We start from the raw sequence: 23,981 nt of genomic DNA on the forward strand, positions 1-23,981 counted from the left end.
CGAAGAGGGAGGTAGGCCCCTTGCTAGATGTAAATAATTTTGAGTATATGAAAATCGGACTTGCTTCACCAGAAAAAATTCGTTCTTGGTCGTACGGTGAAGTAAAAAAACCAGAGACAATTAACTATCGTACATTAAAGCCAGAAAAAGACGGATTGTTCTGTGAGCGCATTTTCGGTCCAACGAAAGACTGGGAATGTCATTGTGGTAAATATAAGCGCGTACGTTATAAAGGTGTTGTTTGTGACCGTTGCGGTGTTGAAGTAACCCGCGCTAAAGTTCGTCGCGAACGCATGGGACATATTGAACTAGCTGCTCCTGTTTCACATATCTGGTATTTCAAAGGAATCCCAAGCCGTATGGGACTTGTTTTAGACATGTCTCCACGCGCTTTGGAAGAAGTGATTTATTTTGCTTCCTATGTAGTAACTGACCCAGGCGATACGCCGCTTGAGAAAAAACAACTTCTTTCTGAAAAGGAATATCGCGCGTATCGTGAAAAATACGGTCAATCATTTCAAGCGTCCATGGGAGCAGAAGCGATTAAAAAACTTCTTCAAGATATTGATCTTGAAAAAGAAGTCGAAGCATTAAAAGAAGAATTAAAAACTGCTCAAGGCCAAAGACGTACTCGGGCGATTAAACGTCTTGAAGTGTTAGAGGCGTTCCGCAACTCTGGGAACGATCCGGCATGGATGGTTTTAGACGTACTTCCGGTCATTCCGCCTGAATTACGTCCAATGGTTCAATTAGATGGCGGTCGTTTCGCGACATCTGACCTAAATGATTTATATCGTCGCGTCATTAACCGCAACAATCGATTGAAACGTCTTTTAGATCTTGGTGCACCAAGCATTATTGTGCAAAACGAGAAACGCATGCTTCAAGAAGCGGTTGATGCGTTAATCGACAACGGTCGCCGCGGTCGTCCAGTGACAGGTCCGGGTAATCGGCCACTAAAATCTTTATCCCATATGTTGAAAGGTAAGCAAGGACGCTTCCGTCAAAACTTGCTCGGTAAACGTGTTGACTATTCTGGTCGTTCCGTTATTGTGGTAGGGCCGAACTTAAAAATGTATCAATGCGGCTTACCGAAAGAAATGGCGCTTGAATTGTTTAAGCCATTCGTTATGAAAGAATTGGTTGAAAGAGGATTAGCGCACAACATAAAAAGTGCAAAACGGAAAATTGAGCGTGTACATCCGGAAGTATGGGACGTGTTAGAATCTGTAATTAAAGAACACCCGGTACTTTTAAACCGCGCCCCAACGTTGCACAGACTCGGTATTCAAGCGTTTGAGCCTACGCTTGTCGAAGGCCGTGCGATTCGTTTGCATCCGCTCGTATGTACAGCGTATAACGCTGACTTCGACGGTGACCAAATGGCGGTACACGTTCCGTTATCTGCAGAAGCACAAGCGGAAGCTCGCTTACTCATGCTTGCAGCGCAAAATATTTTGAATCCGAAAGACGGAAAACCGGTTGTTACTCCTTCGCAAGACATGGTATTAGGAAACTACTACCTAACAATGGAACGCGAAGGTGCCATCGGTGAAGGAATGGTATTTAAAGATACGGACGAAGCGTTATTGGCGTACCATAACGGCTATGTACATCTTCACAGCCGCATCGCCATTCATGCAGGTTCATTGAAAAACGAAACGTTCACAGAAGAACAAAATAATAAATTATTAATTACGACCGTCGGTAAATTAATTTTCAACGAGATTTTACCGAAGTCGTTCCCTTACATTAACGAGCCTACAAAAGAAAACCTAGAGGAACGTACTCCTGATAAGTACTTCCTTGATAAAGGTGTAAATGTAAAAGAGGAAATTCGCAAACGCGAGCTTGTTCCTCCATTTAAGAAAAAAATTCTTGGAAACATCATTGCGGAAGTATTTAAGCGTTTCAAAATCACGGAAACATCAAAAATGTTGGACCGCATGAAGGATCTTGGTTTCCAATACTCAACGAAAGCGGGTATTACCATCGGCGTTGCCGATATCGTCGTATTGCCGGAAAAACAAGAAATTTTACAAGAAGCACAAGCGAAAGTCGATACGGTCTTAAAGCAGTTTAGACGCGGGTTAATTACTGATGAAGAACGTTATGAGCGCGTTATTTCCATTTGGAGTGCAGCGAAAGATAAAATTCAAAGCAAGCTAATGGAATCATTGGATAAGCGAAATCCAATCTTTATGATGAGCGACTCTGGTGCTCGCGGTAACGCGTCAAACTTTACGCAGCTTGCGGGTATGCGCGGTCTCATGGCCAATCCAGCAGGTCGAATTATCGAGTTGCCAATTAAATCTTCGTTCCGCGAAGGTTTAACGGTATTAGAGTACTTTATCTCTACGCACGGTGCGCGTAAAGGTCTGGCGGATACGGCACTTAAAACAGCAGACTCTGGTTATCTCACAAGACGGCTTGTTGACGTTGCTCAAGATGTTATCGTTAGAGAAGATGATTGCGGTACAGACCGCGGTATGCTTGTAAGAGCGTTAACAGATGGAACAGAAGTCATTGTTAAACTAGAAGAGCGTATTGTCGGTCGTTACGCAAGAAAAACGGTGAAACATCCAGAAACGGGCGAAGTCATCGTTCGAGAAAATGAGATGATTACAGAAGATATCGCCAATGAGATTATTAAAGCGGGAATTGACGAAGTGTGGATTCGTTCCGCATTCACATGCAATACAAGACACGGCGTATGTAAAAAATGCTACGGTCGCAACTTAGCGACTGGTGTAGAAGTAGAGGTCGGAGAAGCGGTCGGTATCATCGCTGCCCAATCGATCGGTGAGCCAGGTACGCAGTTAACGATGCGTACATTCCATACCGGTGGGGTAGCCGGAGACGACATTACTCAAGGTTTGCCGCGTGTTCAAGAGCTATTTGAAGCACGCAATCCAAAAGGTCAAGCGGTTATTTCAGAAATTGACGGCGTCGTTGTTTCTATTAATGAAACACGCGATCGCCAACAGGAAATCGTTGTAAAAGGAGAAGTGGAAACACGCACATATACCGCTCCATACAACGCAAGATTGAAAGTCCAAGAAGGTCAGCAAGTTGAGCGTGGCCAAGAGCTAACAGAAGGTTCGATTGACCCGAAAGAACTTCTCAAAGTCAAAGACATTACTGCTGTCCAAGAATACTTATTGCGTGAAGTACAAAAAGTATACCGGATGCAAGGGGTAGAAATTAGTGACAAACATATCGAAGTAATGGTTCGTCAAATGCTTCGAAAAGTTCGTGTCATTGATGCAGGGGACACAGATGTGCTTCCGGGTACACTTCTCGATGTGCATCAATTTACCGATGCAAACGCAAAAGTATTGCTTGAAGGAAAGAGACCAGCTACCGCTCGACCTGTGCTGCTTGGTATTACAAAAGCATCGCTTGAGACAGACTCGTTCTTATCCGCTGCGTCTTTCCAAGAAACAACACGCGTACTTACAGACGCAGCAATTAAAGGAAAACGTGATGAGCTGCTAGGTCTTAAAGAAAATGTTATTATCGGTAAGCTTGTTCCTGCTGGAACAGGAATGGCTCGTTACCGAAAAATTAAGCCTGTAGTCAAGAAAAAGGCCGACGAGGATGTAGTAACATCAAATAAATAATTTACGAGTTACCGACAAGAGAAGCTCTTGTCGGTAACAAATTATTTTTATAAATAGAGTTGACAATGCCTTGAGAAAATGTTAATGTAATAAAGGTGTTCCAAAAAACCTGGTACTTTGGAGGATATTTTATATGTCTTATGAAAAAGTATTGCAGGCTAAACAGTTCGTAGTAGGAACAAAACAAACAGTGAGAGCTCTGAAAGAAGGAAAAGCGCAGGAAGTTATTCTTGCTGAGGATGCTGATTCTGCCATAATTAATAAAATTATGGAGGCAGCAAAAGAAGCGAATGTTCCTGTAACAAAAGTAGATTCGATGAAAAAACTTGGAAAAGCATGCAAAATCCAAGTAGGAGCTGCTGCTGTTGCAATTATTCGTTAAAACTGTTTTTGTGGGATTTTACTACAAAAACTTTGTTTTTGCATAAATAATGAGCCGCCTGGATGTGTGGGCTTGAACTTATGTGTGAAGGGAGGAAATTTATCATGCCTACAATTAACCAGTTAGTACGCAAAGGTCGTACGAGAAAAGTTGTGAAATCTAAATCCCCTGCACTAAACAAAGGGTACAACAGCTTCAAAAAAGTACAAACAAACGTTGCTTCTCCACAAAAACGTGGTGTTTGCACACGTGTGGGTACGATGACACCAAAGAAGCCAAACTCAGCGCTTCGTAAATATGCACGTGTACGCTTATCAAACGGTATCGAGGTAACAGCTTACATCCCTGGTATCGGTCATAACTTACAAGAACACAGCGTCGTATTGATTCGCGGTGGACGTGTAAAAGACTTGCCAGGTGTGCGTTACCATATCGTTCGTGGTGCGCTAGACACGGCTGGTGTAGCAAACCGTATGCAAGGTCGCTCCAAATACGGTGCGAAAAAACCAAAAGCAGCGAAAAAATAATGAGAACAAAAGAAAAATAGGATTTTTTCTTGAAAGGAGGAAAAACTATGCCACGTAAAGGTCCGGTTGCTAAAAGAGATGTGCTACCAGATCCGATTTACAATTCTAAACTAGTAACACGCCTCATCAACAAAATTATGATCGATGGCAAAAAAGGAAAGGCACAAAAAATTCTTTACACTGCATTTGATATTATTCGTGAACGTACTGGCAAAGATCCAATGGAAGTGTTTGAACAAGCACTAAAAAATGTGATGCCAGTTCTTGAAGTACGCGCTCGTCGTGTTGGTGGTGCTAACTATCAAGTTCCAGTTGAAGTGCGTCCAGAACGTCGTACAACTCTAGGGCTTCGTTGGTTAGTGAACTATGCGCGCCTTCGTGGTGAAAAAACAATGGAAGAGCGCTTAGCAAATGAAATTTTAGATGCTGCTAACAATACAGGTGCAGCTGTTAAGAAACGCGAAGATACGCATAAAATGGCAGAGGCAAACAAAGCATTTGCTCATTATCGTTGGTAATCATTATGGTTGTGTAATCCATTTTTTGTATAATAGGAAATAGGTGAAGTCGACGTGAGGTGAACCCTCTCGTGCACTCACCTATATTCCTATATTTACAAAGATTTTTTCAAACACGATACTTACTTAAGGAAGGAGAAAAAACCACCATGGCAAGAGAGTTCTCCTTGGAAAAAACTCGCAATATTGGTATCATGGCTCACATTGATGCCGGTAAAACAACAACAACAGAGCGCATTCTTTTCTACACTGGTCGCGTTCATAAAATCGGTGAAGTGCATGAAGGCGCGGCGACAATGGACTGGATGGAACAAGAGCAAGAACGTGGAATTACGATCACGTCTGCGGCAACAACAGCACAATGGAAAGGTCACCGCATTAACATCATCGATACTCCAGGACACGTAGACTTCACTGTAGAAGTTGAGCGTTCTTTACGCGTACTTGACGGTGCAGTTGCTGTACTCGATGCACAGTCTGGGGTAGAACCACAAACAGAAACAGTATGGCGCCAAGCGACTACGTACGGAGTTCCACGTATTGTATTCGTTAACAAAATGGACAAGATTGGCGCAGATTTCTTGTATTCTGTAAAAACATTGCATGAACGCTTGCAAGCAAATGCACATCCAGTTCAATTGCCAATTGGTGCAGAAGATCAATTTTCTGGCATCATTGACCTTGTTGAAATGTGTGCATATCACTACCACGATGAGCTAGGAAAAAACATTGAGCGTATTGAAATTCCTGAAGACTATCGTGACATGGCTGAAGAATATCGCGGAAAGCTTATCGAAGCAGTAGCAGAGCTTGATGAAGAGCTTATGATGAAATATTTAGAAGGGGAAGAAATTACAGTAGAAGAGCTAAAAGCTGCAATTCGAAAAGCAACTGTTAGCGTTGAATTTTTCCCTGTATTTTGCGGCTCTGCGTTCAAAAACAAAGGTGTTCAGTTAATGCTTGATGGTGTTGTCGACTACTTACCTTCTCCAGTGGATATTCCACCAATTAAAGGTATTGTTCCAGATACGGAAGAAGAAGTAGTTCGTGAATCTCGTGACGATGCACCATTCGCGGCATTAGCGTTCAAAATTATGACTGACCCTTATGTTGGTAAGCTTACATTCTTCCGCGTTTACTCTGGTACATTAGATTCTGGCTCATATGTAATGAACTCGACAAAACGCAAACGCGAACGTATCGGTCGTATCCTACAAATGCATGCGAACCATCGCGAAGAAATCTCAACCGTATATGCAGGTGATATCGCTGCAGCTGTAGGTTTAAAAGATACAACAACTGGTGATACTCTATGTGATGAAAAGCACCTTGTTGTGTTAGAGTCTATGCAATTCCCAGAGCCAGTTATTCAGATCGCAATTGAACCGAAATCAAAAGCTGACCAAGATAAAATGAGTACAGCTTTACAAAAACTGCAAGAAGAAGACCCGACATTCCGTGCATGGACAGATCAAGAAACGGGTCAAACGATCATTGCAGGTATGGGTGAGCTTCACCTTGATATCATTGTTGACCGTATGCGTCGCGAGTTCAAAGTTGAAGCAAACGTTGGTGCTCCACAAGTAGCATATCGCGAAACATTCCGTAAGTCTGCACAAGTAGAAGGTAAATTTGTGCGTCAATCTGGTGGTCGCGGTCAATACGGTCATGTTTGGATCGAATTCACTCCAAACGAAGAAGGAAAAGGTTTCGAGTTTGAAAATGCGATTGTCGGTGGGGTTGTTCCGAAAGAGTACATCCCGGCAATTCAAGCAGGTCTTGAAGACGCAATGCAAAATGGCGTTCTTGCTGGCTATCCAGTGGTTGATATTAAAGCTAAATTATTCGATGGTTCTTACCACGATGTAGACTCAAGTGAAATGGCATTCAAAATCGCTGCCTCTCTTGCATTGAAAAATGCAGCAGCAAAATGTGATCCTGTGTTGCTTGAGCCAATTATGAAAGTAGAAGTTGTTATCCCTGAAGAATACCTTGGAGACATTATGGGTGACATCACTTCCCGTCGTGGACGTGTAGAAGGCATGGAAGCTCGCGGTAATGCACAAGTTGTACATGCAATGGTTCCGCTTGCTGAAATGTTCGGATACGCAACTTCATTACGTTCAAATACTCAAGGACGCGGAACATTCTCCATGGTATTTGACCACTATGAAGAAGTTCCTAAGAGCATTGCTGAAGAAATCATCAAAAAAAATAAAGGTGAATAATTGATTTCTAGGCATAGTTCAAGTATAAATACTTATGTAAGACTTGGGAGTAAATATGCTATGTATTTGCTCCCAGGCATTCTATACTTATAAATTTTTAAAATTACACTTAATTAATAAGGAGGATATTTCTAATGGCTAAAGCGAAATTCGAACGCACTAAACCACACGTTAACATTGGTACAATCGGCCACGTTGACCATGGTAAAACAACTTTAACAGCTGCGATTACGACAGTTCTTGCAAAACAAGGTAAAGCAGAAGCTCGTGCGTACGACCAAATCGACGCTGCTCCAGAAGAGCGTGAACGCGGTATTACAATCTCAACTGCACACGTTGAGTACGAAACTGACAACCGTCACTATGCACACGTTGACTGCCCAGGTCACGCTGACTACGTGAAAAACATGATCACTGGTGCAGCACAAATGGACGGTGCAATCCTTGTAGTATCTGCTGCTGACGGTCCAATGCCACAAACTCGTGAGCACATTCTTTTATCTCGTCAAGTAGGTGTACCATACATCGTAGTATTCTTAAACAAATGCGATATGGTAGACGATGAAGAATTATTAGAACTTGTTGAAATGGAAGTACGTGATTTATTATCTGAATACGAGTTCCCTGGAGATGAAGTTCCAGTTATCAAAGGTTCTGCATTAAAAGCTCTTGAAGGCGACCCTGAATGGGAAGCAAAAATCGTTGAGCTTATGAATGCTGTTGATGAATACATCCCAACTCCACAACGTGAAACTGACAAACCATTCATGATGCCAGTTGAGGACGTATTCTCAATCACTGGTCGTGGTACAGTTGCAACTGGTCGTGTTGAGCGCGGTATCTTAAAAGTTGGTGACGCTGTAGAAATCATCGGTCTTTCTGATGAACCAAAAGCTACAACAGTTACTGGTGTGGAAATGTTCCGTAAGCTTCTTGACCAAGCTGAAGCTGGTGACAACATCGGTGCGCTTCTTCGCGGTGTATCTCGTGACGAAGTACAGCGTGGTCAAGTACTTGCAAAACCAGGAACAATCACTCCGCATACAAAATTCAAAGCGCAAGTTTACGTATTATCTAAAGAAGAAGGTGGACGTCATACTCCATTCTTCACTAACTACCGTCCACAATTCTACTTCCGTACAACTGACGTAACAGGTATCATCACTCTTCCAGAAGGCGTAGAGATGGTAATGCCTGGCGACAACGTTGAAATGACAGTAGAATTAATCGCGCCAATCGCGATTGAAGAAGGTACAAAATTCTCTATCCGTGAAGGCGGCCGTACAGTAGGCGCTGGTTCTGTATCTTCTATCATTGAGTAATTAATAGCTAAACCTAAAACAGGCTTGTCTAAGACAAGCCTGTTTTTTAGTATTATGAAGTAAAATTCAAACAATTCCACAATGAATTGAAATAGCATATACCAGCATGTATAATAAAAGAAGTGTGTAAGTAAACAAGATTTTACTTGCAATTGGGCACTGATATCTGTATAATATCTAATGTTGGTCTTTGACTGCGATGAAGTGGAAGGTTGCTGATACACCCGGCCGCTTTGCCATGGCGAGTGTCAGGAAATTTCCACGGAGAATGTCTATTTTTAAAATAGGCGAAGAAGGAGGGAAAATAATGGCAAAAGAAAAAATTCGTATCCGTTTAAAAGCTTACGATCATCGAATCCTTGATCAATCTGCTGAAAAAATCGTAGAAACAGCAAAACGTTCTGGTGCAAAGGTATCTGGACCGATCCCGTTACCAACCGAAAGAACGGTTTATACGATTTTACGCGCTGTTCACAAGTATAAAGATTCTCGTGAGCAATTTGAAATGCGTACACATAAACGTTTGATCGATATCGTAAACCCTACTCCACAAACGGTAGATTCATTAATGCGCCTTGACTTACCGTCTGGTGTTGATATTGAAATTAAGCTTTAATTTAGTTTAATAGGAGGTGTGACGAATGACCAAAGGAATCTTAGGTAGAAAAATTGGTATGACGCAAGTATTCGCGGAAAATGGCGATTTAATTCCTGTAACAGTAATTGAAGCGACTCCAAACGTCGTTTTACAAAAGAAAACTATTGAAAACGACGGCTATGAGGCGATTCAATTAGGTTTTGAAGACAAACGTGAAAAATTAGCCAATAAACCAGAAAAAGGACATGTAGCGAAAGCGAATACTGCACCTAAGCGCTTCATCCGTGAAATCCGCGGGGCAAACGTTGCGGAATACGAAGTTGGTCAGGAAGTCAAAGTTGACATTTTCGCTGAAGGCGATGTTGTAGACGTAACAGGTATTTCAAAAGGTAAAGGATTCCAAGGTGCGATTAAACGCCATGGACAATCTCGTGGACCTATGTCACACGGTTCTCGTTATCATCGTCGTCCTGGTTCAATGGGTCCGATTGCGCCAAACCGCGTATTCAAATCTAAAGAACTACCAGGTCGCATGGGTGGCGAACGTGTAACGGTTCAAAACTTAACGGTTGTAAAAGTTGATCCAGAGCGCAATTTAATTCTTGTTAAAGGAAACGTACCTGGTCCGAAAAAAGGATTAGTTGTTATTAAAAGTGCGGTTAAAGCAAAAGTGAAATAATTTCTTTAAGAAAGGAGGAACTATCCAATGCCAAAAGTAGCATTGTATAACCAAAACGGAGCAACTGTTGGAGAAATCGAATTAAACGATTCTGTATTTGGTATTGAACCAAATAAACACGTATTATTCGAAGCAGTTATTATGCAACGCGCTTCTTTGCGTCAAGGGACGCATAAAACAAAAAATCGTGCTGAAGTAAGCGGCGGTGGCCGTAAACCATGGCGTCAAAAAGGTACTGGACGCGCTCGTCAAGGTTCGATTCGTGCTCCTCAATGGCGCGGTGGTGGTACAGTATTTGGTCCGGTTCCACGCAGCTACAGCTATAAATTACCGAAAAAAGTTCGTCGTTTAGCTATTAAATCGGCGTTATCTTCTAAAGTTCTTGAGAACAACATTGTTGTATTAGATAATTTAACGCTTGAAGCGCCAAAGACAAAAGAAATGGTGAAAATTTTAAACAACCTTTCTGTTGACCGTAAAGCACTCATTGTAACAGCTGATGTGAACGAAAATGTTACACTATCTGCGCGTAACATTCCGGGAGTAACAGTTGTTACGGCAAATGGAATTAACGTTCTTGATGTCTTAAACCACGACAAGCTTGTCATTACTAAAGCTGCCGTGGAAAAAGTAGAGGAGGTGCTTGCATAATGAAAGATCCTCGCGATATTATTAAGCGCCCCGTTATCACTGAAAACTCAATGAATTTAACAGCTCAAAAAAAATATACGTTTGAAGTTGACGTAAAAGCGAACAAAACGGAAGTAAAAGACGCAATTGAAGCGATCTTTGGCGTAAAAGTGGAAAAAGTCAACATCATGAACTATAAAGGAAAATTCAAACGTGTAGGTCGTTATAGCGGTTTTACGAATCGCCGTCGTAAAGCGATTGTAACGCTAACGCCAGACAGCAAAGACATTGAACTATTTGAAGCATAAGCTTAAAGTTTAAAAGTGAAGGAGGGAAACCGACATGGCGATTAAAAAATATAAGCCAACATCAAATGGTCGTCGTGGTATGACAGTTCTTGATTTCTCGGAAATCACAACGGATCAGCCAGAGAAATCATTGCTTGCGCCTTTAAAGAAAAAAGCTGGTCGCAACAACCAAGGTAAAATCACTGTACGTCACCAAGGTGGCGGTCATAAACGTCAATATCGTATTATCGATTTTAAACGCGACAAGGATGGCATTCCAGGACGCGTTGCTACAATCGAATATGATCCAAACCGTTCAGCTAACATTGCGTTAATTCACTACTTAGACGGTGAAAAACGTTATATCATCGCTCCGAAGAACTTAGAAGTCGGCATGGAAATCATGTCTGGTCCAAATGCGGATATTAAAGTAGGTAACGCATTACCGCTTGAAAACATTCCTGTTGGTACATTAGTACACAACATCGAATTAAAACCAGGGAAAGGTGGACAATTAGTTCGTTCCGCTGGTACATCTGCTCAAGTGCTTGGTAAAGAAGGAAAATACGTACTTGTTCGCTTAGCTTCGGGCGAAGTTCGTATGATTTTAGGAGCTTGCCGCGCAACTGTTGGTCAAGTAGGAAACGAGCAACATGAGCTTGTGAATATCGGAAAAGCAGGACGTGCTCGTTGGTTAGGTATTCGTCCAACTGTCCGCGGTTCTGTTATGAACCCTGTTGATCACCCACACGGTGGTGGTGAAGGTAAAGCACCAATCGGACGTAAATCACCAATGACTCCATGGGGTAAACCAACACTTGGCTTCAAAACACGCAAAAAGAAAAACAAATCGGATAAATTTATCGTACGTCGTCGTAAAAAATAACGGGGTTGAACTACGGTTCTTAAGAACCGTAGAACAATCACGAAGGGAGGTTCATTTATGGGTCGCAGCTTAAAAAAAGGTCCGTTCTGTGATGATCATTTAATGAAAAAAATCGAAAAATTAAATGAAACAGGGCAAAAACAAGTTATTAAAACATGGTCTCGTCGTTCAACCATTTTTCCACAATTTGTTGGTCATACCATTGCAGTATACGATGGACGTAAACATGTGCCTGTATACATTACAGAAGACATGGTAGGACACAAGCTCGGTGAATTCGCGCCAACTCGTACATTTAAAGGTCATGCTGGCGACGATAAGAAAACAAAACGTTAATGAGAGGAGGCTTACTTATGCAAGCTAAAGCTGTTGCGAGAACAGTCCGTATTGCTCCTCGTAAAGCTCGTTTAGTGATCGATTTAATTCGAGGAAAGCAAGTAGGTGAAGCGGTAGCAATTCTTCGCCACACTCCAAAAGCTGCTTCTCCAATTATTGAGAAAGTATTGAAGTCTGCGGTTGCAAACGCAGAACATAACTACGATATGGATGTAAACAAATTAGTGATTACAGAAGCATATGTAGATGAAGGCCCAACGTTAAAACGTTTCCGTCCTCGCGCGATGGGTCGTGCTAGCGCGATTAACAAACGCACAAGTCATATTACAATCGTTGTTTCAGAAAAGAAGGAGGGATAATCAGTGGGTCAAAAGGTGAATCCAGTCGGTCTTCGCATCGGCATTATCCGCGATTGGGAATCAAGATGGTACGCGGATAAAGACTATGCAGACCTTTTACATGAAGATATTAAAATTCGTGAGTATATTACGAAACGCTTAGTTGATGCAGCGGTATCTCGAGTCGAAATTGAGCGCGCAGCAAACCGCGTAAATATTACGATTCATACTGCGAAACCTGGTATGGTCATCGGTAAAGGCGGTACAGAAGTAGAAGCGCTTCGTAAAGCTTTAACTCAATTAACTGGAAAACGCGTTCATATCAACATCCTTGAAATCAAAAAAGCAGACTTGGATGCGAAGCTAGTAGCAGAAAACATTGCACGCCAAATCGAAAACCGCGTTTCATTCCGTCGTGCGCAAAAACAAGCAATTCAACGCGCAATGCGTGCTGGTGCAAAAGGAATTAAAACAATGGTATCTGGTCGCTTAGGTGGTGCAGATATCGCTCGTTCTGAACATTATAGTGAAGGAACAGTTCCACTCCACACTCTTCGCGCTGACATCGATTATGCAACAGCAGAAGCTGATACAACTTACGGAAAAATCGGTGTGAAAGTATGGATTTATCGTGGAGAGGTCCTTCCTACTAAAAAGAAAACTGAGGAAGGAGGAAAATAATCATGTTAATGCCAAAACGCGTAAAATATCGTCGTGAACATCGCGGACGCATGAAAGGTCGTGCAAAAGGTGGCACGGAAGTTCATTTTGGTGAATTCGGTTTACAAGCATTAGAATCTGCTTGGATTACAAACCGTCAAATCGAAGCTGCTCGTCGTGCGATGACTCGTTATATGAGACGTGGCGGTAAAGTTTGGATTAAAATTTTCCCTTCTAAACCTTATACTGCAAAACCTTTAGAAGTGCGCATGGGTTCCGGTAAAGGTGCTCCTGAAGGTTGGGTAGCAGTTGTGAAACCTGGTAAAGTAATGTTTGAAGTAGCGGGCGTTTCTGAAGAAGTAGCACGTGAAGCATTGCGTCTTGCTTCTCACAAACTTCCAATCAAATGCAAGTTCGTAAAACGTGAAGAAATTGGTGGTGAATCAAATGAAAGCTAAAGAAATCCGTGAACTTACCACTGCCGAAATTGAACAAAAAATTAAATCGTTGAAAGAAGAATTATTTAACCTTCGCTTTCAATTGGCGACTGGCCAATTAGAAAATACGGCGCGCATTCGTGAAGTGCGCAAAGATATCGCTCGCATGAAAACGATTATTCGCGAAAGAGAGATCGCTGCTAATAAATAAATGCTTGAGAGGAGGTTCGCGAAATGAGTGAACGCAATCAACGCAAAGTATACGTTGGCCGTGTCGTATCTGACAAAATGGACAAAACGATTACGGTTCTTGTAGAAACGTATAAAAAACATCCGCTTTACGGAAAGCGTGTAAAATACTCCAAAAAATACAAAGCTCATGACGAAAACAACGTAGCAAAAGTTGGCGATATCGTAAAAATCATGGAAACTCGTCCGCTTTCTGCAACAAAACGTTTCCGTCTTGTCGAAGTGGTAGAAAAAGCAGTTATTATTTAATAATGGTTCGGATCGGCTAACAAATCCGAAGGGAGGTTTCGTACATGATTCAACAAGAATCTCGTTTGAAAGTTGCTGATAACTCAGGTGCACGCGAAGTGCTTGTCATTAAAGTGCTAGGTGGTTCTGGTCGCCGTTATGCAAACATCGGTGACGTTGTTGTGGCGACAGTTAAGGAAGCAACACCAGGTGGCGTTGTTAAAAAAGGCCAAGTAGTAAAAGCGGTCGTTGTTCGTACAAAACGTGGGGTTCGTCGCCCAGACGGTTCTTACATCCGCTTTGACGAAAATGCTTGCGTCATCATCCGTGATGATAAAAGCCCACGCGGTACGCGTATTTTCGGGCCTGTTGCACGCGAGTTGCGCGACAACAACTTTATGAAAATCGTATCTTTAGCTCCAGAAGTAATTTAATTAAGAGAGAAAGCCTTTCAAGGAGGTGCGAACTACGATGCATGTAAAAAAAGGTGACAAAGTCCAAGTAATCTCCGGAAAAGACAAAGGGAAACAAGGCGTTGTTCTTGCGGCGTTTCCTAAGAAAAACCGAGTGCTTGTAGAAGGCGTAAACATTGTGAAAAAACACGCAAAACCATCTCAAGCGAATCCTCAAGGCGGTATCATTAGCAAAGAGGCACCAATTCACGTATCAAACGTTATGCCTTTAGACCCAAAAACAGGAACACCTACTCGTGTAGGATATAAAATCGTAGATGGTAAAAAAGTACGTTACGCGAAAAAATCCGGTGAAATTTTAGATAAATAATCGTAATGTAAGAAAGGAGGTACTTACATGAACCGCCTAAAAGAAAAATATCTAAAAGAAGTTACTCCTGCTCTTATGAGCAAGTTTAACTATAAATCTGTAATGCAAGTTCCAAAAATCGAAAAAATCGTCATCAACATGGGTGTTGGTGATGCAGTACAAAACCCGAAAGCATTAGACAACGCGGTAGAAGAATTAGCATTAATTTCTGGTCAAAAACCAGTTGTTACTCGTGCGAAAAAATCAATCGCTGGCTTCCGTCTTCGTGAAGGGATGCCAATCGGAGCAAAAGTTACATTACGCGGAGAGCGCATGTACGAATTCCTAGATAAATTAATCTCTGTATCGCTTCCACGCGTTCGTGACTTCCGTGGCGTATCTAAAAAATCATTTGACGGTCGCGGTAACTATACATTAGGGATTAAAGAACAATTAATTTTCCCTGAAATCGACTACGATAAAGTAAACAAAGTTCGTGGTATGGATATCGTTATTGTCACAACAGCGAAAACGGACGAAGAAGCTCGTGAATTATTAACATTACTCGGTATGCCATTTCAAAAATAATGATCCCAATCGCAAAAAGAGGGAGGCGAAAACGTGGCTAAAAAATCAATGATCGCGAAACAAAAACGCACGCCAAAGTTTAAAGTGCAAGCGTACACTCGCTGTGAGCGTTGCGGACGTCCACACTCTGTGTATCGCAAATTTAAACTTTGCCGTATTTGTTTCCGTGAATTAGCATACAAAGGTCAAATTCCTGGTGTGAAAAAAGCAAGTTGGTAATTAACCCGTGAATTGGGAAGGAGGTAAAACATAATGGTGATGACAGATCCAATTGCAGATATGCTTACTCGCATTCGTAATGCGAACATGGTACGTCACGAAAAATTAGAAGTTCCTGCTTCTAAAATTAAAAGAGAAATCGCGGAAATTTTAAAACGCGAAGGATTCATTCGTGATGTAGAATACATTGAAGACAACAAACAAGGTATCCTCCGTATTTTCTTAAAATACGGTCCAAATAACGAACGTGTTATTACTGGTTTAAAACGCATCAGCAAACCTGGTTTGCGTGTTTATGCGAAAGCTCATGAAGTACCTCGCGTATTGAACGGTTTAGGTATCGCGATTCTTTCTACGTCTCAAGGCGTTTTAACAGATAAAGAAGCACGTCAAAAAGGAACTGGCGGCGAAGTTTTAGCATACATTTGGTAATTAGTCTTGTTAAGAATGGAGGTGTCATGTATGTCACGTGTTGGTAAAAAGCCAGTTGAAATCCCAGCCGGTGTAACGGTTACAGTAAACGGCAACACTGTTACGGTGAAAGGACCGAAAGGCGAATTGACTCGCACTTTCCATCCTGATATGACAATCAAATTAGAGGATAATGTGATTACGGTTTCTCGTCCAAGCGACGAAAAAGAACACCGTGCTCTTCACGGTACGACTCGCAGCTTGCTAGCGAACATGATTGAAGGAGTTTCGAAAGGGTACGAGAAAGCTCTTGAGTTAGTCGGTGTCGGTTACCGTGCTTCTAAACAAGGGAAAAAGCTTGTACTTAGCGTTGGATACTCTCATCCAGTAGAAATCGAACCAGAAGAAGGACTAGAAATTGAAGTTCCTTCACAAACAAAAATCGTTGTAAAAGGTGCGGACAAACAACGCGTTGGTGAACTAGCAGCTAACATTCGTGCGGTTCGTGCTCCAGAGCCTTACAAAGGAAAAGGAATTCGTTACGAAGGTGAAGTTGTACGTCGCAAAGAAGGTAAAACAGGTAAATAATGCTGCTTAGCGAAATGAAAGGAGTGACATAAATGATCACGAAGCTTGATAAAAACGCAGTTCGTAAAAAAAGACATGCGCGTGTTCGTAGAAAAGTATTCGGAACTGCTGAACGTCCGCGTTTAAATGTGTTCCGTTCTAACAAACACATTTACGCACAAATTATTGATGACGTAAAAGCAGTAACGATTGTGAGTGCTTCCACATTAGATAAAGAATTCGACCTAGAATCAACTGGAAATATTGAAGCAGCTCAAAAAGTAGGCGAATTAGTAGCTAAACGTGCGTTAGAAAAAGGAATTAAAAGCGTAGTGTTTGACCGCGGTGGATATTTATATCATGGACGTGTAAAAGCACTTGCTGACGCTGCTCGTGAAGCTGGTTTAGAATTCTAATTATAAAGGAGGGACAGAGATGCGTCGCATTGATCCAAACAAACTTGAACTTGAAGAACGCGTGGTAGCCGTTAACCGCGTAGCAAAAGTAGTAAAAGGTGGACGCCGCTTCCGTTTCGCTGCTTTAGTTGTTGTCGGTGACAAAAACGGACATGTTGGCTTTGGAACAGGAAAAGCGCAAGAGGTTCCAGATGCGATTCGTAAAGCAATTGAAGATGCTAAGAAAAACTTAATTACTGTGCCAATCGTTGGTACTACAATTCCTCATGAAGTGATCGGTCACTTTGGTGCAGGAGAAATCATCTTAAAACCAGCTTCTGAAGGTACAGGGGTTATTGCTGGTGGTCCTGCACGTGCAGTATTAGAACTAGCAGGTATTAGCGATATTTTATCAAAATCTATCGGCTCTAACACACCAATCAACATGGTGCGTGCAACAATTGATGGTTTAAAACAATTAAAACGTGCAGAAGATGTAGCGAAATTGCGCGGCAAAACAGTTGAGGAACTGTTAGGATAAGGAGGGAAATACAATGGCGAAAAAATTAGCGATTACCCTCACTCGTAGCGTAATTGGTCGTCCTGAGGACCAACGTGTAACAGTTAGAACATTAGGATTACGCAAATTACATCAAACGGTTGTTCATAACGACAATCCAGCTATTCGTGGCATGATCAATAAAGTGTCTCATCTTGTAAAAGTACAAGAATTAGAACAATAATGTATATTGTATATAAGGAGGTGCCTCGCGATGAAACTTCATGAATTACAACCAGCACTAGGTTCCCGCAAAGAACGCAATCGTGTGGGCCGTGGTATCGGTTCTGGTAACGGTAAAACGTCTGGTAGAGGTCATAAAGGTCAAAACGCTCGTTCAGGTGGCGGTGTACGACTTGGTTTTGAAGGCGGTCAAACTCCTTTATTCCGTCGTCTTCCAAAACGTGGTTTTACGAATATCAATCGTAAAGAATACGCGATCGTAAACCTTGATGCGCTTAACCGTTTTGAAGATGGCACAGAAGTAACACCTGAACTTTTACTTGAAACGGGCGTTGTCAGCAAGTTAAAAGATGGTGTGAAAATCTTAGGTAACGGTCAAATTGAGAAAAAATTAACAGTAAAAGCACATAAATTCTCCTCTGCTGCGAAAGAAGCAATTGAAGCTGCTGGCGGTAAAACTGAGGTGATTTAATGTTTCGGACAATCTCCAACTTTATGCGCGTGGGTGATATAAGAAAAAAAATCATTTTTACTCTCCTCATGCTTATTGTTTTTCGCATTGGAACGTTTATTCCAGTACCGAATGTTAACGTCGATGTATTAAAAGTCCAAGATCAAATGAATGTCTTCGGCGTTCTCAATACATTCGGAGGAGGGGCTTTGAAAAACTTCTCCATTTTTGCAATGGGGATTATGCCTTATATTACAGCATCCATCATCGTACAGCTGTTACAGATGGATGTTGTTCCTAAATTTACGGAATGGTCCAAACAAGGAGAAGTTGGACGGCGTAAATTAGCTCAGTTTACCCGCTACTTTACGGTTGTGCTAGGTTTTATCGAAGCACTTGGAATGTCTTACGGATTTAATAATCTTGCAGGTGGATTATTAATTAAAAATCCTGGGATATCAACCTATCTGTTAATTGCGACGGTATTAACTGCGGGTACATCGTTTTTAATGTGGTTAGGAGAGCAAATCACAGCTAAGGGTGTTGGAAACGGAATATCGATCATCATTTTTGCTGGGATTGTTTCCGGTATTCCAACGACCATTAATCAAATTTATGCACAGCAATTCGAGAACGCTGGTGACGAGCTGTTTTTACGAATCGTTACGGTTCTTCTGATTGCGTTAGCGGTTATTGCGGTCATTGTTGGAGTCATTTATGTCCAACAAGCATTGCGGAAAATTCCGATTCAATATGCCAAACGGTTAGAGGGACGTAGCCCAGTCGGTGGTCATTCCACCCACTTGCCGTTAAAAGTGAATCCAGCAGGGGTTATTCCTGTTATTTTTGCTGTTTCGTTTATTTTTACTCCACTAACGATTGCGTCGTTTTTCGGCTCGAATGATGTAACTTTGTGGATTCGAAAAATATTTGATTATACACACCCAGTTGGTATGATTATATACGTGGTGTTAATTATTGCGTTTACGTACTTCTATGCTTTTGTTCAAGTGAATCCAGAACAAATGGCGGACAACTTAAAAAAGCAAGGTGGTTATATTCCAGGCATACGTCCAGGAAAGAACACCCAAGAGTATGTAACGAAAGTTCTTTATCGGCTTACATTCGTCGGTTCATTATTCTTAGCCGCAATCGCCATTCTTCCTATTTTCTTTGTCAAGTTTGCTAATTTGCCGTCTTCCGCTCGAATTGGTGGAACAAGCTTGCTAATTGTTATCGGTGTTGCGCTTGAGACAATGAAACAGCTTGAGAGTCAACTAGTAAAACGCCATTATAAAGGCTTTATTAAGTAAGAGGTTTGGGGAAGTGATTCCCTCTACCTCGCATAGAGCTGAGGGGGAACGATCATGAACTTAGTCTTAATGGGGTTGCCGGGTGCCGGAAAAGGTACTCAAGCAGAGAAAATCGTCGAGAAATATGGAATACCTCATATTTCGACTGGTGACATGTTCCGCGCGGCGATAAAAGAAGGTACGCCATTAGGGTTGGAAGCCAAGGCATACATGGACCGTGGGGATCTTGTTCCAGATGAGGTAACGATCGGCATTGTTCGTGAACGCTTAAGCAAAGACGATTGCCAAAAAGGATTTTTGCTTGATGGGTTTCCACGAACAGTTGCTCAAGCGGAGGCACTTGAAACGCTTCTTGCCGAGTTAAATCGCTCTATCGACTATGTCATTCATATTCAAGTTGACAAAGACATTCTAATGGAGCGTTTAACGGGAAGACGCATTTGCAAAAGCTGCGGTGCGACATATCATCTCTTGTTCAATCCGCCTGCCCAACCGGGTGTTTGCGATAAATGCGGTGGCGAATTGTATCAACGTGCCGACGACAATGAAGAAACGGTAGCAAACCGCCTTGAAGTCAATCTGAAGCAAACGCAGCCATTGATCGACTTTTACGAGGAAAAAGGCTATTTGCGCCACATTAACGGACAACAGGACATTGAGAAAGTGTTTGCCGATATTTGTGAACTGCTTGGGGGCTTACAATAATGATTATTTGTAAAACTCCGCGTGAAATTGAAATCATGCGGGAGGCAGGAAGAATTGTTGCTCTCACTCATCAAGAGCTAGTGAAACATATTCAGCCAGGGATTACGACAAAGGAATTAGATCGCATCGCGGAAACGGTCATTCGACAACATGGAGCTATCCCCTCATTTAAAGGGTATAACGGTTTCCCTGGAAGCATTTGTGCCTCAGTGAATGAGGAGCTTGTTCACGGCATACCCGGTGACCGAGTATTAAAGGAAGGCGACATTATTAGCATTGATATTGGCGCCCAGTACAATGGGTATCATGCTGATTCAGCATGGACATATCCCGTTGGGGAGATTGCGGAAGAAACCAAAAAGCTTCTTGAAGTAACAGAGCAATCATTATATAAGGGATTGCAGGAAGCAAAACCAGGTGCCCGTTTATCAAATATTTCCCACGCGATTCAAACATATGTCGAATCGCATCACTTTTCCATCGTTCGGGAGTATGTCGGGCACGGAATTGGTCAAAACTTACATGAAGACCCGCAAATTCCACATTATGGTCCACCAAATAAAGGACCACGGTTAAAACCGGGAATGGTGCTATGCATCGAACCAATGGTCAATGCCGGAAGCCGTTATGTAAGGACGCTTGAAGATGATTGGACCGTTGTAACAGTGGATGGAAAAATGTGCGCTCATTTTGAGCATACGATCGCCATTACGGAGACCGGCTATGAAATTTTAACTACCCTCTAAATCAATTTGAAGGTGAGACCGTTGTCGGGGAAATGCTCACCGTGCCAAATTGGGCAAATTGTGTTAATCACACATGGTCGTGAAGCAGGACAATATGCTGTCATTGTTGGAGTAGTTGATGAACGGTTTGTTCTACTTGCAGACGGAAGTAGACGTACATTTGATGTTCCAAAGCGAAAAAATGTACAGCACATTCAGTTGCTTGATTACATTTCTTCGGAAGTACGAAACAGCATTATTGAAACTGGTCGTGTGACAAACGGCAAATTACGTTATGCATTAACGAAATTTGCCAATCAATATGTTACTGATTCGAAGAAGGGAGAGCCGATCCATGGCGAAGGACGATGTAATTGAAGTGGAAGGTACAGTTGTTGAAACATTACCGAATGCAATGTTTCGAGTTGAGCTAGAAAACGGACATACGGTTTTAGCGCATGTTTCTGGTAAAATTCGTATGCACTTCATTCGCATTTTACCTGGAGACAAAGTTACGGTAGAATTATCTCCGTACGATTTAACGCGTGGTAGAATTACGTATCGCTATAAATAATGAGCACTCCGCATGAATAAGGAGGTAAAAGAACATGAAAGTGAGACCATCTGTGAAACCAATCTGCGAAAAATGCAAAGTTATTCGTAGAAGAGGAAAAGTCATGGTTATTTGTGAAAATCCAAAACATAAACAAAAACAAGGGTAATTTTTAAGGAGGTGTATATAATATGGCACGTATTGCAGGTGTAGATATTCCTCGTGATAAACGTGTAGTTATTTCTTTAACATATATTTACGGTATCGGTAAACCAACTGCACAAAAGATCTTAGCAGAAGCAGGTGTGTCTGAAGATACTCGCGTTCGTGACTTAACAGAAGAAGAATTAGGAAAAATCCGTGAAATCGTAGACCGTCTTAAAGTAGAAGGAGATCTTCGTCGAGAAGTATCATTAAACATTAAACGTTTAATGGAAATTGGTTGCTATCGCGGTCTTCGTCATCGTCGTGGTTTACCAGTTCGTGGTCAAAATACGAAAAACAATGCTCGCACACGTAAAGGCCCACGTCGTACGGTAGCGAACAAGAAAAAATAATTGAGTAAAGGAGGTAATTCAACGAATGGCACGTAAAACAAATACACGTAAACGCCGTGTGAAAAAAAATATTGAATCTGGTATTGCTCACATTCGCTCTACATTTAACAACACGATCGTCACAATTACCGATGTTCATGGAAATGCGATTGCTTGGTCAAGCGCAGGGGCATTAGGCTTTAAAGGTTCTCGTAAATCTACTCCATTTGCAGCACAAATGGCTGCAGAAGCAGCTGCGAAAGCTTCTATGGAACATGGTATGAAAACTGTTGAAGTGAACGTAAAAGGTCCTGGTGCTGGTCGTGAGGCTGCAATTCGTGCACTTCAAGCGGCTGGATTAGAAATTACAGCGATTAAAGACGTTACTCCTGTTCCGCATAACGGATGCCGTCCGCCAAAACGTCGCCGTGTGTAATTTCTCTGTATAGAATTTGTATCCTTGTCAATAATGGGATATGATATAGCAGAGAAATTTTACTCAGCTACTGCGCACATTCGGGAACTTATTCATGGGGGAATTTCGATTAGGCGTGTATCGTTTGGTCGGGGTTTCGACGTTTTGAAGGAGGGTATATATCATGATTGAAATCGAAAAACCAAAAATCGAGACGGTTGAAATCAGCGAAGATGCCAAATATGGCAAATTCGTCGTTGAACCACTTGAGCGTGGATATGGTACAACTTTGGGTAACTCCTTACGTCGTATCCTATTATCCTCACTCCCTGGTGCCGCTGTGACATCTATTCAAATAGATGGTGTGCTGCATGAGTTCTCAACAATTGAAGGCGTCGTAGAAGATGTGACAGCAATTATTTTAAACATAAAAAAGCTTGCGTTAAAAATTTACTCTGACGAAGAAAAGACGCTTGAAATTGATGTACAGGGTGAAGGAGTTGTCACGGCTGCTGATATTACTCACGACAGCGATGTAGAAATCTTAAATCCGGACCTGCACATTGCCACGCTAGCGGAAGGTGGCCGCTTGCGCATGCGAATGACAGCAAAGCGTGGACGTGGGTATACTCCAGCTGATGCAAATAAACGCGAGGATCAGCCAATAGGTGTTATCCCTATCGATTCAATTTATACACCTGTCTCACGCGTTGCTTATCAAGTTGAAAATACGCGTGTTGGTCAAGTAACGAATTATGATAAGTTAACGATTGATGTATGGACAGACGGAAGCATCGGACCAAAAGAAGCTATTGCCCTTGGTGCGAAAATTTTGACCGAGCACTTGAATATTTTTGTTGGTCTTACGGATGAAGCGCAAAATGCAGAAATCATGGTTGAAAAAGAAGAAGACCAAAAAGAAAAAGTGCTTGAAATGACGATTGAAGAGCTTGATCTTTCTGTCCGTTCGTATAACTGTTTAAAACGCGCCGGTATTAATACCGTTCAAGAGCTTGCACAAAAAACAGAAGAAGATATGATGAAAGTGCGTAACCTTGGAAGAAAGTCTTTAGAAGAAGTCAAAGCAAAACTGGAGGAACTAGGATTAGGGTTACGTAAGGATGACTAGTTAACATTGGCTTAACTAGGCATTTTCATGTTACAAGTCATTCAAAAAGGAGGGACATCTCATGTCATACAGAAAATTAGGACGTACAAGCGCTCAGCGCAAAGCGTTACTTCGTGACTTAGCGACGGATTTAATTATTAACGAGCGTGTCGAAACAACAGAAGCTCGTGCGAAAGAATTGCGCTCAGTAGTAGAAAAAATGATTACTCTTGGCAAACGCGGCGATTTACATGCTCGTCGTCAAGCAGCTGCGTTTATCCGCAAAGAAGTAGCCAATACAGAAACAGGTCAAGATGCCATCCAAAAATTATTCAGCGATATCGCGCCACGTTACCAAGATCGTCAAGGTGGTTACACTCGTATTATGAAACTTGGTCCACGTCGTGGTGATGGCGCTCCAATGGTAATCATTGAACTAGTTTAATAACGATTCGGTGAATTAACAAGGGCGGGACAGTTTATTTTGAACTGGATCTATGCCCTTTTTTTATTTTCCTTTTTCTTTTGTTATAGTAGAGTAGAGATAGAGTGGAAGAGAGGAG

At 41.9% G+C, this 23,981-nt stretch carries 37 protein-coding genes; all 37 read left to right on the forward strand.

Translation table 11 applies throughout. The features are described from left to right. Window positions 1-20 precede the first annotated feature (20 nt). The 37 genes from rpoC to rplQ all read left to right on the forward strand — a co-directional run bounded on the left by rpoC (window position 21) and on the right by rplQ (window position 23,863). Complete coding sequence (rpoC, locus tag ISX45_RS16285) at window positions 21-3,623, forward strand: DNA-directed RNA polymerase subunit beta' (RefSeq protein ID WP_181557440.1); 3,603 nt, start codon at window positions 21-23, stop codon at window positions 3,621-3,623. 133 nt (window positions 3,624-3,756) lie between these two features. Then, window positions 3,757-4,005, forward strand: coding sequence for a 50S ribosomal protein L7ae-like protein (locus ISX45_RS16290; protein WP_181557439.1), 249 nt, complete (start codon window positions 3,757-3,759; stop codon window positions 4,003-4,005). A 104-nt stretch (window positions 4,006-4,109) separates the two neighbouring features. Further along, entirely contained in the window at window positions 4,110-4,532 is a 423-nt protein-coding gene (rpsL, locus tag ISX45_RS16295) for a 30S ribosomal protein S12 (protein ID WP_027410231.1), read from the forward strand. A 47-nt stretch (window positions 4,533-4,579) separates the two neighbouring features. Next, window positions 4,580-5,050 (forward strand): 30S ribosomal protein S7, encoded by a 471-nt coding sequence (gene rpsG / locus ISX45_RS16300; RefSeq protein ID WP_181557438.1) that lies wholly within the window; start codon window positions 4,580-4,582, stop codon window positions 5,048-5,050. Window positions 5,051-5,199: 149 nt separating this feature from the next. Continuing rightward, window positions 5,200-7,278, forward strand: coding sequence for an elongation factor G (gene fusA / locus ISX45_RS16305; RefSeq protein ID WP_181557437.1), 2,079 nt, complete (start codon window positions 5,200-5,202; stop codon window positions 7,276-7,278). A gap of 134 nt (window positions 7,279-7,412) precedes the next feature. Further along, window positions 7,413-8,600, forward strand: a complete 1,188-nt coding sequence (tuf, locus tag ISX45_RS16310) for an elongation factor Tu (RefSeq protein ID WP_181557436.1) — start codon at window positions 7,413-7,415, stop codon at window positions 8,598-8,600. A gap of 307 nt (window positions 8,601-8,907) precedes the next feature. Next, entirely contained in the window at window positions 8,908-9,216 is a 309-nt protein-coding gene (gene rpsJ / locus ISX45_RS16315) for a 30S ribosomal protein S10 (RefSeq protein ID WP_003247558.1), read from the forward strand. A 25-nt stretch (window positions 9,217-9,241) separates the two neighbouring features. Continuing rightward, window positions 9,242-9,877 (forward strand): 50S ribosomal protein L3, encoded by a 636-nt coding sequence (rplC, locus tag ISX45_RS16320; protein WP_181557435.1) that lies wholly within the window; start codon window positions 9,242-9,244, stop codon window positions 9,875-9,877. 27 nt (window positions 9,878-9,904) lie between these two features. Next, window positions 9,905-10,528 carry a 50S ribosomal protein L4 gene (rplD, locus tag ISX45_RS16325; RefSeq protein ID WP_181557434.1) on the forward strand — a complete coding sequence of 208 codons (624 nt, stop codon included), beginning with the start codon at window positions 9,905-9,907 and terminating at the stop codon, window positions 10,526-10,528. Continuing rightward, the gene (gene rplW, locus ISX45_RS16330) at window positions 10,528-10,815 is read left to right on the forward strand and encodes a 50S ribosomal protein L23 (protein WP_181557433.1); all 288 of its coding nucleotides are present in this window, start codon (window positions 10,528-10,530) and stop codon (window positions 10,813-10,815) included. Before rplD ends, rplW begins: the two co-directional genes overlap by 1 nt. Window positions 10,816-10,849: 34 nt before the next feature. Further along, a complete protein-coding gene (gene rplB / locus ISX45_RS16335) occupies window positions 10,850-11,680 on the forward strand; it encodes a 50S ribosomal protein L2 (RefSeq protein WP_181557432.1) in 831 nt (276 codons plus the stop codon). 57 nt (window positions 11,681-11,737) lie between these two features. Continuing rightward, the gene (gene rpsS / locus ISX45_RS16340) at window positions 11,738-12,016 is read left to right on the forward strand and encodes a 30S ribosomal protein S19 (RefSeq protein ID WP_181557431.1); all 279 of its coding nucleotides are present in this window, start codon (window positions 11,738-11,740) and stop codon (window positions 12,014-12,016) included. 17 nt (window positions 12,017-12,033) lie between these two features. Next, window positions 12,034-12,375 (forward strand): 50S ribosomal protein L22, encoded by a 342-nt coding sequence (gene rplV, locus ISX45_RS16345; RefSeq protein ID WP_181557430.1) that lies wholly within the window; start codon window positions 12,034-12,036, stop codon window positions 12,373-12,375. Window positions 12,376-12,378: 3 nt separating this feature from the next. Beyond that, window positions 12,379-13,035: a 30S ribosomal protein S3 gene (gene rpsC / locus ISX45_RS16350; protein WP_181557429.1), complete on the forward strand. Its 657-nt coding sequence runs from the start codon at window positions 12,379-12,381 to the stop codon at window positions 13,033-13,035. A gap of 2 nt (window positions 13,036-13,037) precedes the next feature. Then, window positions 13,038-13,472, forward strand: a complete 435-nt coding sequence (gene rplP / locus ISX45_RS16355; protein ID WP_181557428.1) for a 50S ribosomal protein L16 — start codon at window positions 13,038-13,040, stop codon at window positions 13,470-13,472. Then, window positions 13,462-13,662, forward strand: coding sequence for a 50S ribosomal protein L29 (rpmC, locus tag ISX45_RS16360; protein WP_181557427.1), 201 nt, complete (start codon window positions 13,462-13,464; stop codon window positions 13,660-13,662). Before rplP ends, rpmC begins: the two co-directional genes overlap by 11 nt. Window positions 13,663-13,685: 23 nt before the next feature. Further along, complete coding sequence (gene rpsQ, locus ISX45_RS16365) at window positions 13,686-13,949, forward strand: 30S ribosomal protein S17 (protein ID WP_181557426.1); 264 nt, start codon at window positions 13,686-13,688, stop codon at window positions 13,947-13,949. Window positions 13,950-13,993: 44 nt separating this feature from the next. Then, a complete protein-coding gene (gene rplN / locus ISX45_RS16370) occupies window positions 13,994-14,362 on the forward strand; it encodes a 50S ribosomal protein L14 (protein ID WP_181557425.1) in 369 nt (122 codons plus the stop codon). A gap of 37 nt (window positions 14,363-14,399) precedes the next feature. Continuing rightward, the gene (gene rplX / locus ISX45_RS16375) at window positions 14,400-14,711 is read left to right on the forward strand and encodes a 50S ribosomal protein L24 (RefSeq protein ID WP_181557424.1); all 312 of its coding nucleotides are present in this window, start codon (window positions 14,400-14,402) and stop codon (window positions 14,709-14,711) included. A 27-nt stretch (window positions 14,712-14,738) separates the two neighbouring features. Then, window positions 14,739-15,278 (forward strand): 50S ribosomal protein L5, encoded by a 540-nt coding sequence (gene rplE / locus ISX45_RS16380; protein WP_181557423.1) that lies wholly within the window; start codon window positions 14,739-14,741, stop codon window positions 15,276-15,278. A gap of 33 nt (window positions 15,279-15,311) precedes the next feature. Then, window positions 15,312-15,497, forward strand: coding sequence for a 30S ribosomal protein S14 (gene rpsN / locus ISX45_RS16385; protein ID WP_003397678.1), 186 nt, complete (start codon window positions 15,312-15,314; stop codon window positions 15,495-15,497). A gap of 33 nt (window positions 15,498-15,530) precedes the next feature. Continuing rightward, the gene (gene rpsH, locus ISX45_RS16390) at window positions 15,531-15,929 is read left to right on the forward strand and encodes a 30S ribosomal protein S8 (RefSeq protein WP_181557422.1); all 399 of its coding nucleotides are present in this window, start codon (window positions 15,531-15,533) and stop codon (window positions 15,927-15,929) included. 30 nt (window positions 15,930-15,959) lie between these two features. Further along, window positions 15,960-16,496 (forward strand): 50S ribosomal protein L6, encoded by a 537-nt coding sequence (rplF, locus tag ISX45_RS16395; RefSeq protein ID WP_181557421.1) that lies wholly within the window; start codon window positions 15,960-15,962, stop codon window positions 16,494-16,496. A 32-nt stretch (window positions 16,497-16,528) separates the two neighbouring features. Beyond that, window positions 16,529-16,891, forward strand: a complete 363-nt coding sequence (rplR, locus tag ISX45_RS16400; RefSeq protein WP_181557420.1) for a 50S ribosomal protein L18 — start codon at window positions 16,529-16,531, stop codon at window positions 16,889-16,891. A 19-nt stretch (window positions 16,892-16,910) separates the two neighbouring features. After that, window positions 16,911-17,411 (forward strand): 30S ribosomal protein S5, encoded by a 501-nt coding sequence (gene rpsE / locus ISX45_RS16405; protein ID WP_003397684.1) that lies wholly within the window; start codon window positions 16,911-16,913, stop codon window positions 17,409-17,411. A gap of 13 nt (window positions 17,412-17,424) precedes the next feature. After that, window positions 17,425-17,613, forward strand: a complete 189-nt coding sequence (gene rpmD / locus ISX45_RS16410; RefSeq protein WP_181557419.1) for a 50S ribosomal protein L30 — start codon at window positions 17,425-17,427, stop codon at window positions 17,611-17,613. A gap of 30 nt (window positions 17,614-17,643) precedes the next feature. After that, window positions 17,644-18,084, forward strand: coding sequence for a 50S ribosomal protein L15 (gene rplO / locus ISX45_RS16415; protein WP_194519418.1), 441 nt, complete (start codon window positions 17,644-17,646; stop codon window positions 18,082-18,084). Further along, the gene (gene secY / locus ISX45_RS16420) at window positions 18,084-19,376 is read left to right on the forward strand and encodes a preprotein translocase subunit SecY (RefSeq protein ID WP_194519419.1); all 1,293 of its coding nucleotides are present in this window, start codon (window positions 18,084-18,086) and stop codon (window positions 19,374-19,376) included. The genes rplO and secY overlap by 1 nt, the downstream gene beginning before the upstream one ends. Window positions 19,377-19,430: 54 nt before the next feature. Next, a complete protein-coding gene (locus ISX45_RS16425) occupies window positions 19,431-20,081 on the forward strand; it encodes an adenylate kinase (protein ID WP_181557416.1) in 651 nt (216 codons plus the stop codon). Next, window positions 20,081-20,827, forward strand: a complete 747-nt coding sequence (map, locus tag ISX45_RS16430) for a type I methionyl aminopeptidase (protein ID WP_181557415.1) — start codon at window positions 20,081-20,083, stop codon at window positions 20,825-20,827. The genes ISX45_RS16425 and map overlap by 1 nt, the downstream gene beginning before the upstream one ends. 21 nt (window positions 20,828-20,848) lie before the next feature. Next, the gene (locus ISX45_RS16435; RefSeq protein ID WP_181557414.1) at window positions 20,849-21,184 is read left to right on the forward strand and encodes a KOW domain-containing RNA-binding protein; all 336 of its coding nucleotides are present in this window, start codon (window positions 20,849-20,851) and stop codon (window positions 21,182-21,184) included. Continuing rightward, window positions 21,162-21,380 carry a translation initiation factor IF-1 gene (infA, locus tag ISX45_RS16440; protein WP_003247618.1) on the forward strand — a complete coding sequence of 73 codons (219 nt, stop codon included), beginning with the start codon at window positions 21,162-21,164 and terminating at the stop codon, window positions 21,378-21,380. Before ISX45_RS16435 ends, infA begins: the two co-directional genes overlap by 23 nt. Window positions 21,381-21,414: 34 nt before the next feature. Continuing rightward, window positions 21,415-21,528 (forward strand): 50S ribosomal protein L36, encoded by a 114-nt coding sequence (rpmJ, locus tag ISX45_RS16445; RefSeq protein ID WP_000868344.1) that lies wholly within the window; start codon window positions 21,415-21,417, stop codon window positions 21,526-21,528. Window positions 21,529-21,550: 22 nt separating this feature from the next. Further along, window positions 21,551-21,916: a 30S ribosomal protein S13 gene (gene rpsM / locus ISX45_RS16450; protein WP_044895215.1), complete on the forward strand. Its 366-nt coding sequence runs from the start codon at window positions 21,551-21,553 to the stop codon at window positions 21,914-21,916. Between the two features lie 25 nt (window positions 21,917-21,941). Then, window positions 21,942-22,331, forward strand: a complete 390-nt coding sequence (gene rpsK / locus ISX45_RS16455; RefSeq protein ID WP_181557413.1) for a 30S ribosomal protein S11 — start codon at window positions 21,942-21,944, stop codon at window positions 22,329-22,331. Between the two features lie 163 nt (window positions 22,332-22,494). Next, complete coding sequence (locus ISX45_RS16460; RefSeq protein WP_194519420.1) at window positions 22,495-23,439, forward strand: DNA-directed RNA polymerase subunit alpha; 945 nt, start codon at window positions 22,495-22,497, stop codon at window positions 23,437-23,439. A gap of 61 nt (window positions 23,440-23,500) precedes the next feature. Next, on the forward strand, window positions 23,501-23,863 hold the full coding sequence (gene rplQ, locus ISX45_RS16465) for a 50S ribosomal protein L17 (protein ID WP_181557596.1): 363 nt from the start codon (window positions 23,501-23,503) through the stop codon (window positions 23,861-23,863). Window positions 23,864-23,981 lie beyond the last annotated feature (118 nt).

The sequence above is a fragment of the Thermaerobacillus caldiproteolyticus genome (assembly GCF_015326725.1).
Lineage (GTDB): Bacteria > Bacillota > Bacilli > Bacillales > Anoxybacillaceae > Thermaerobacillus > Thermaerobacillus caldiproteolyticus.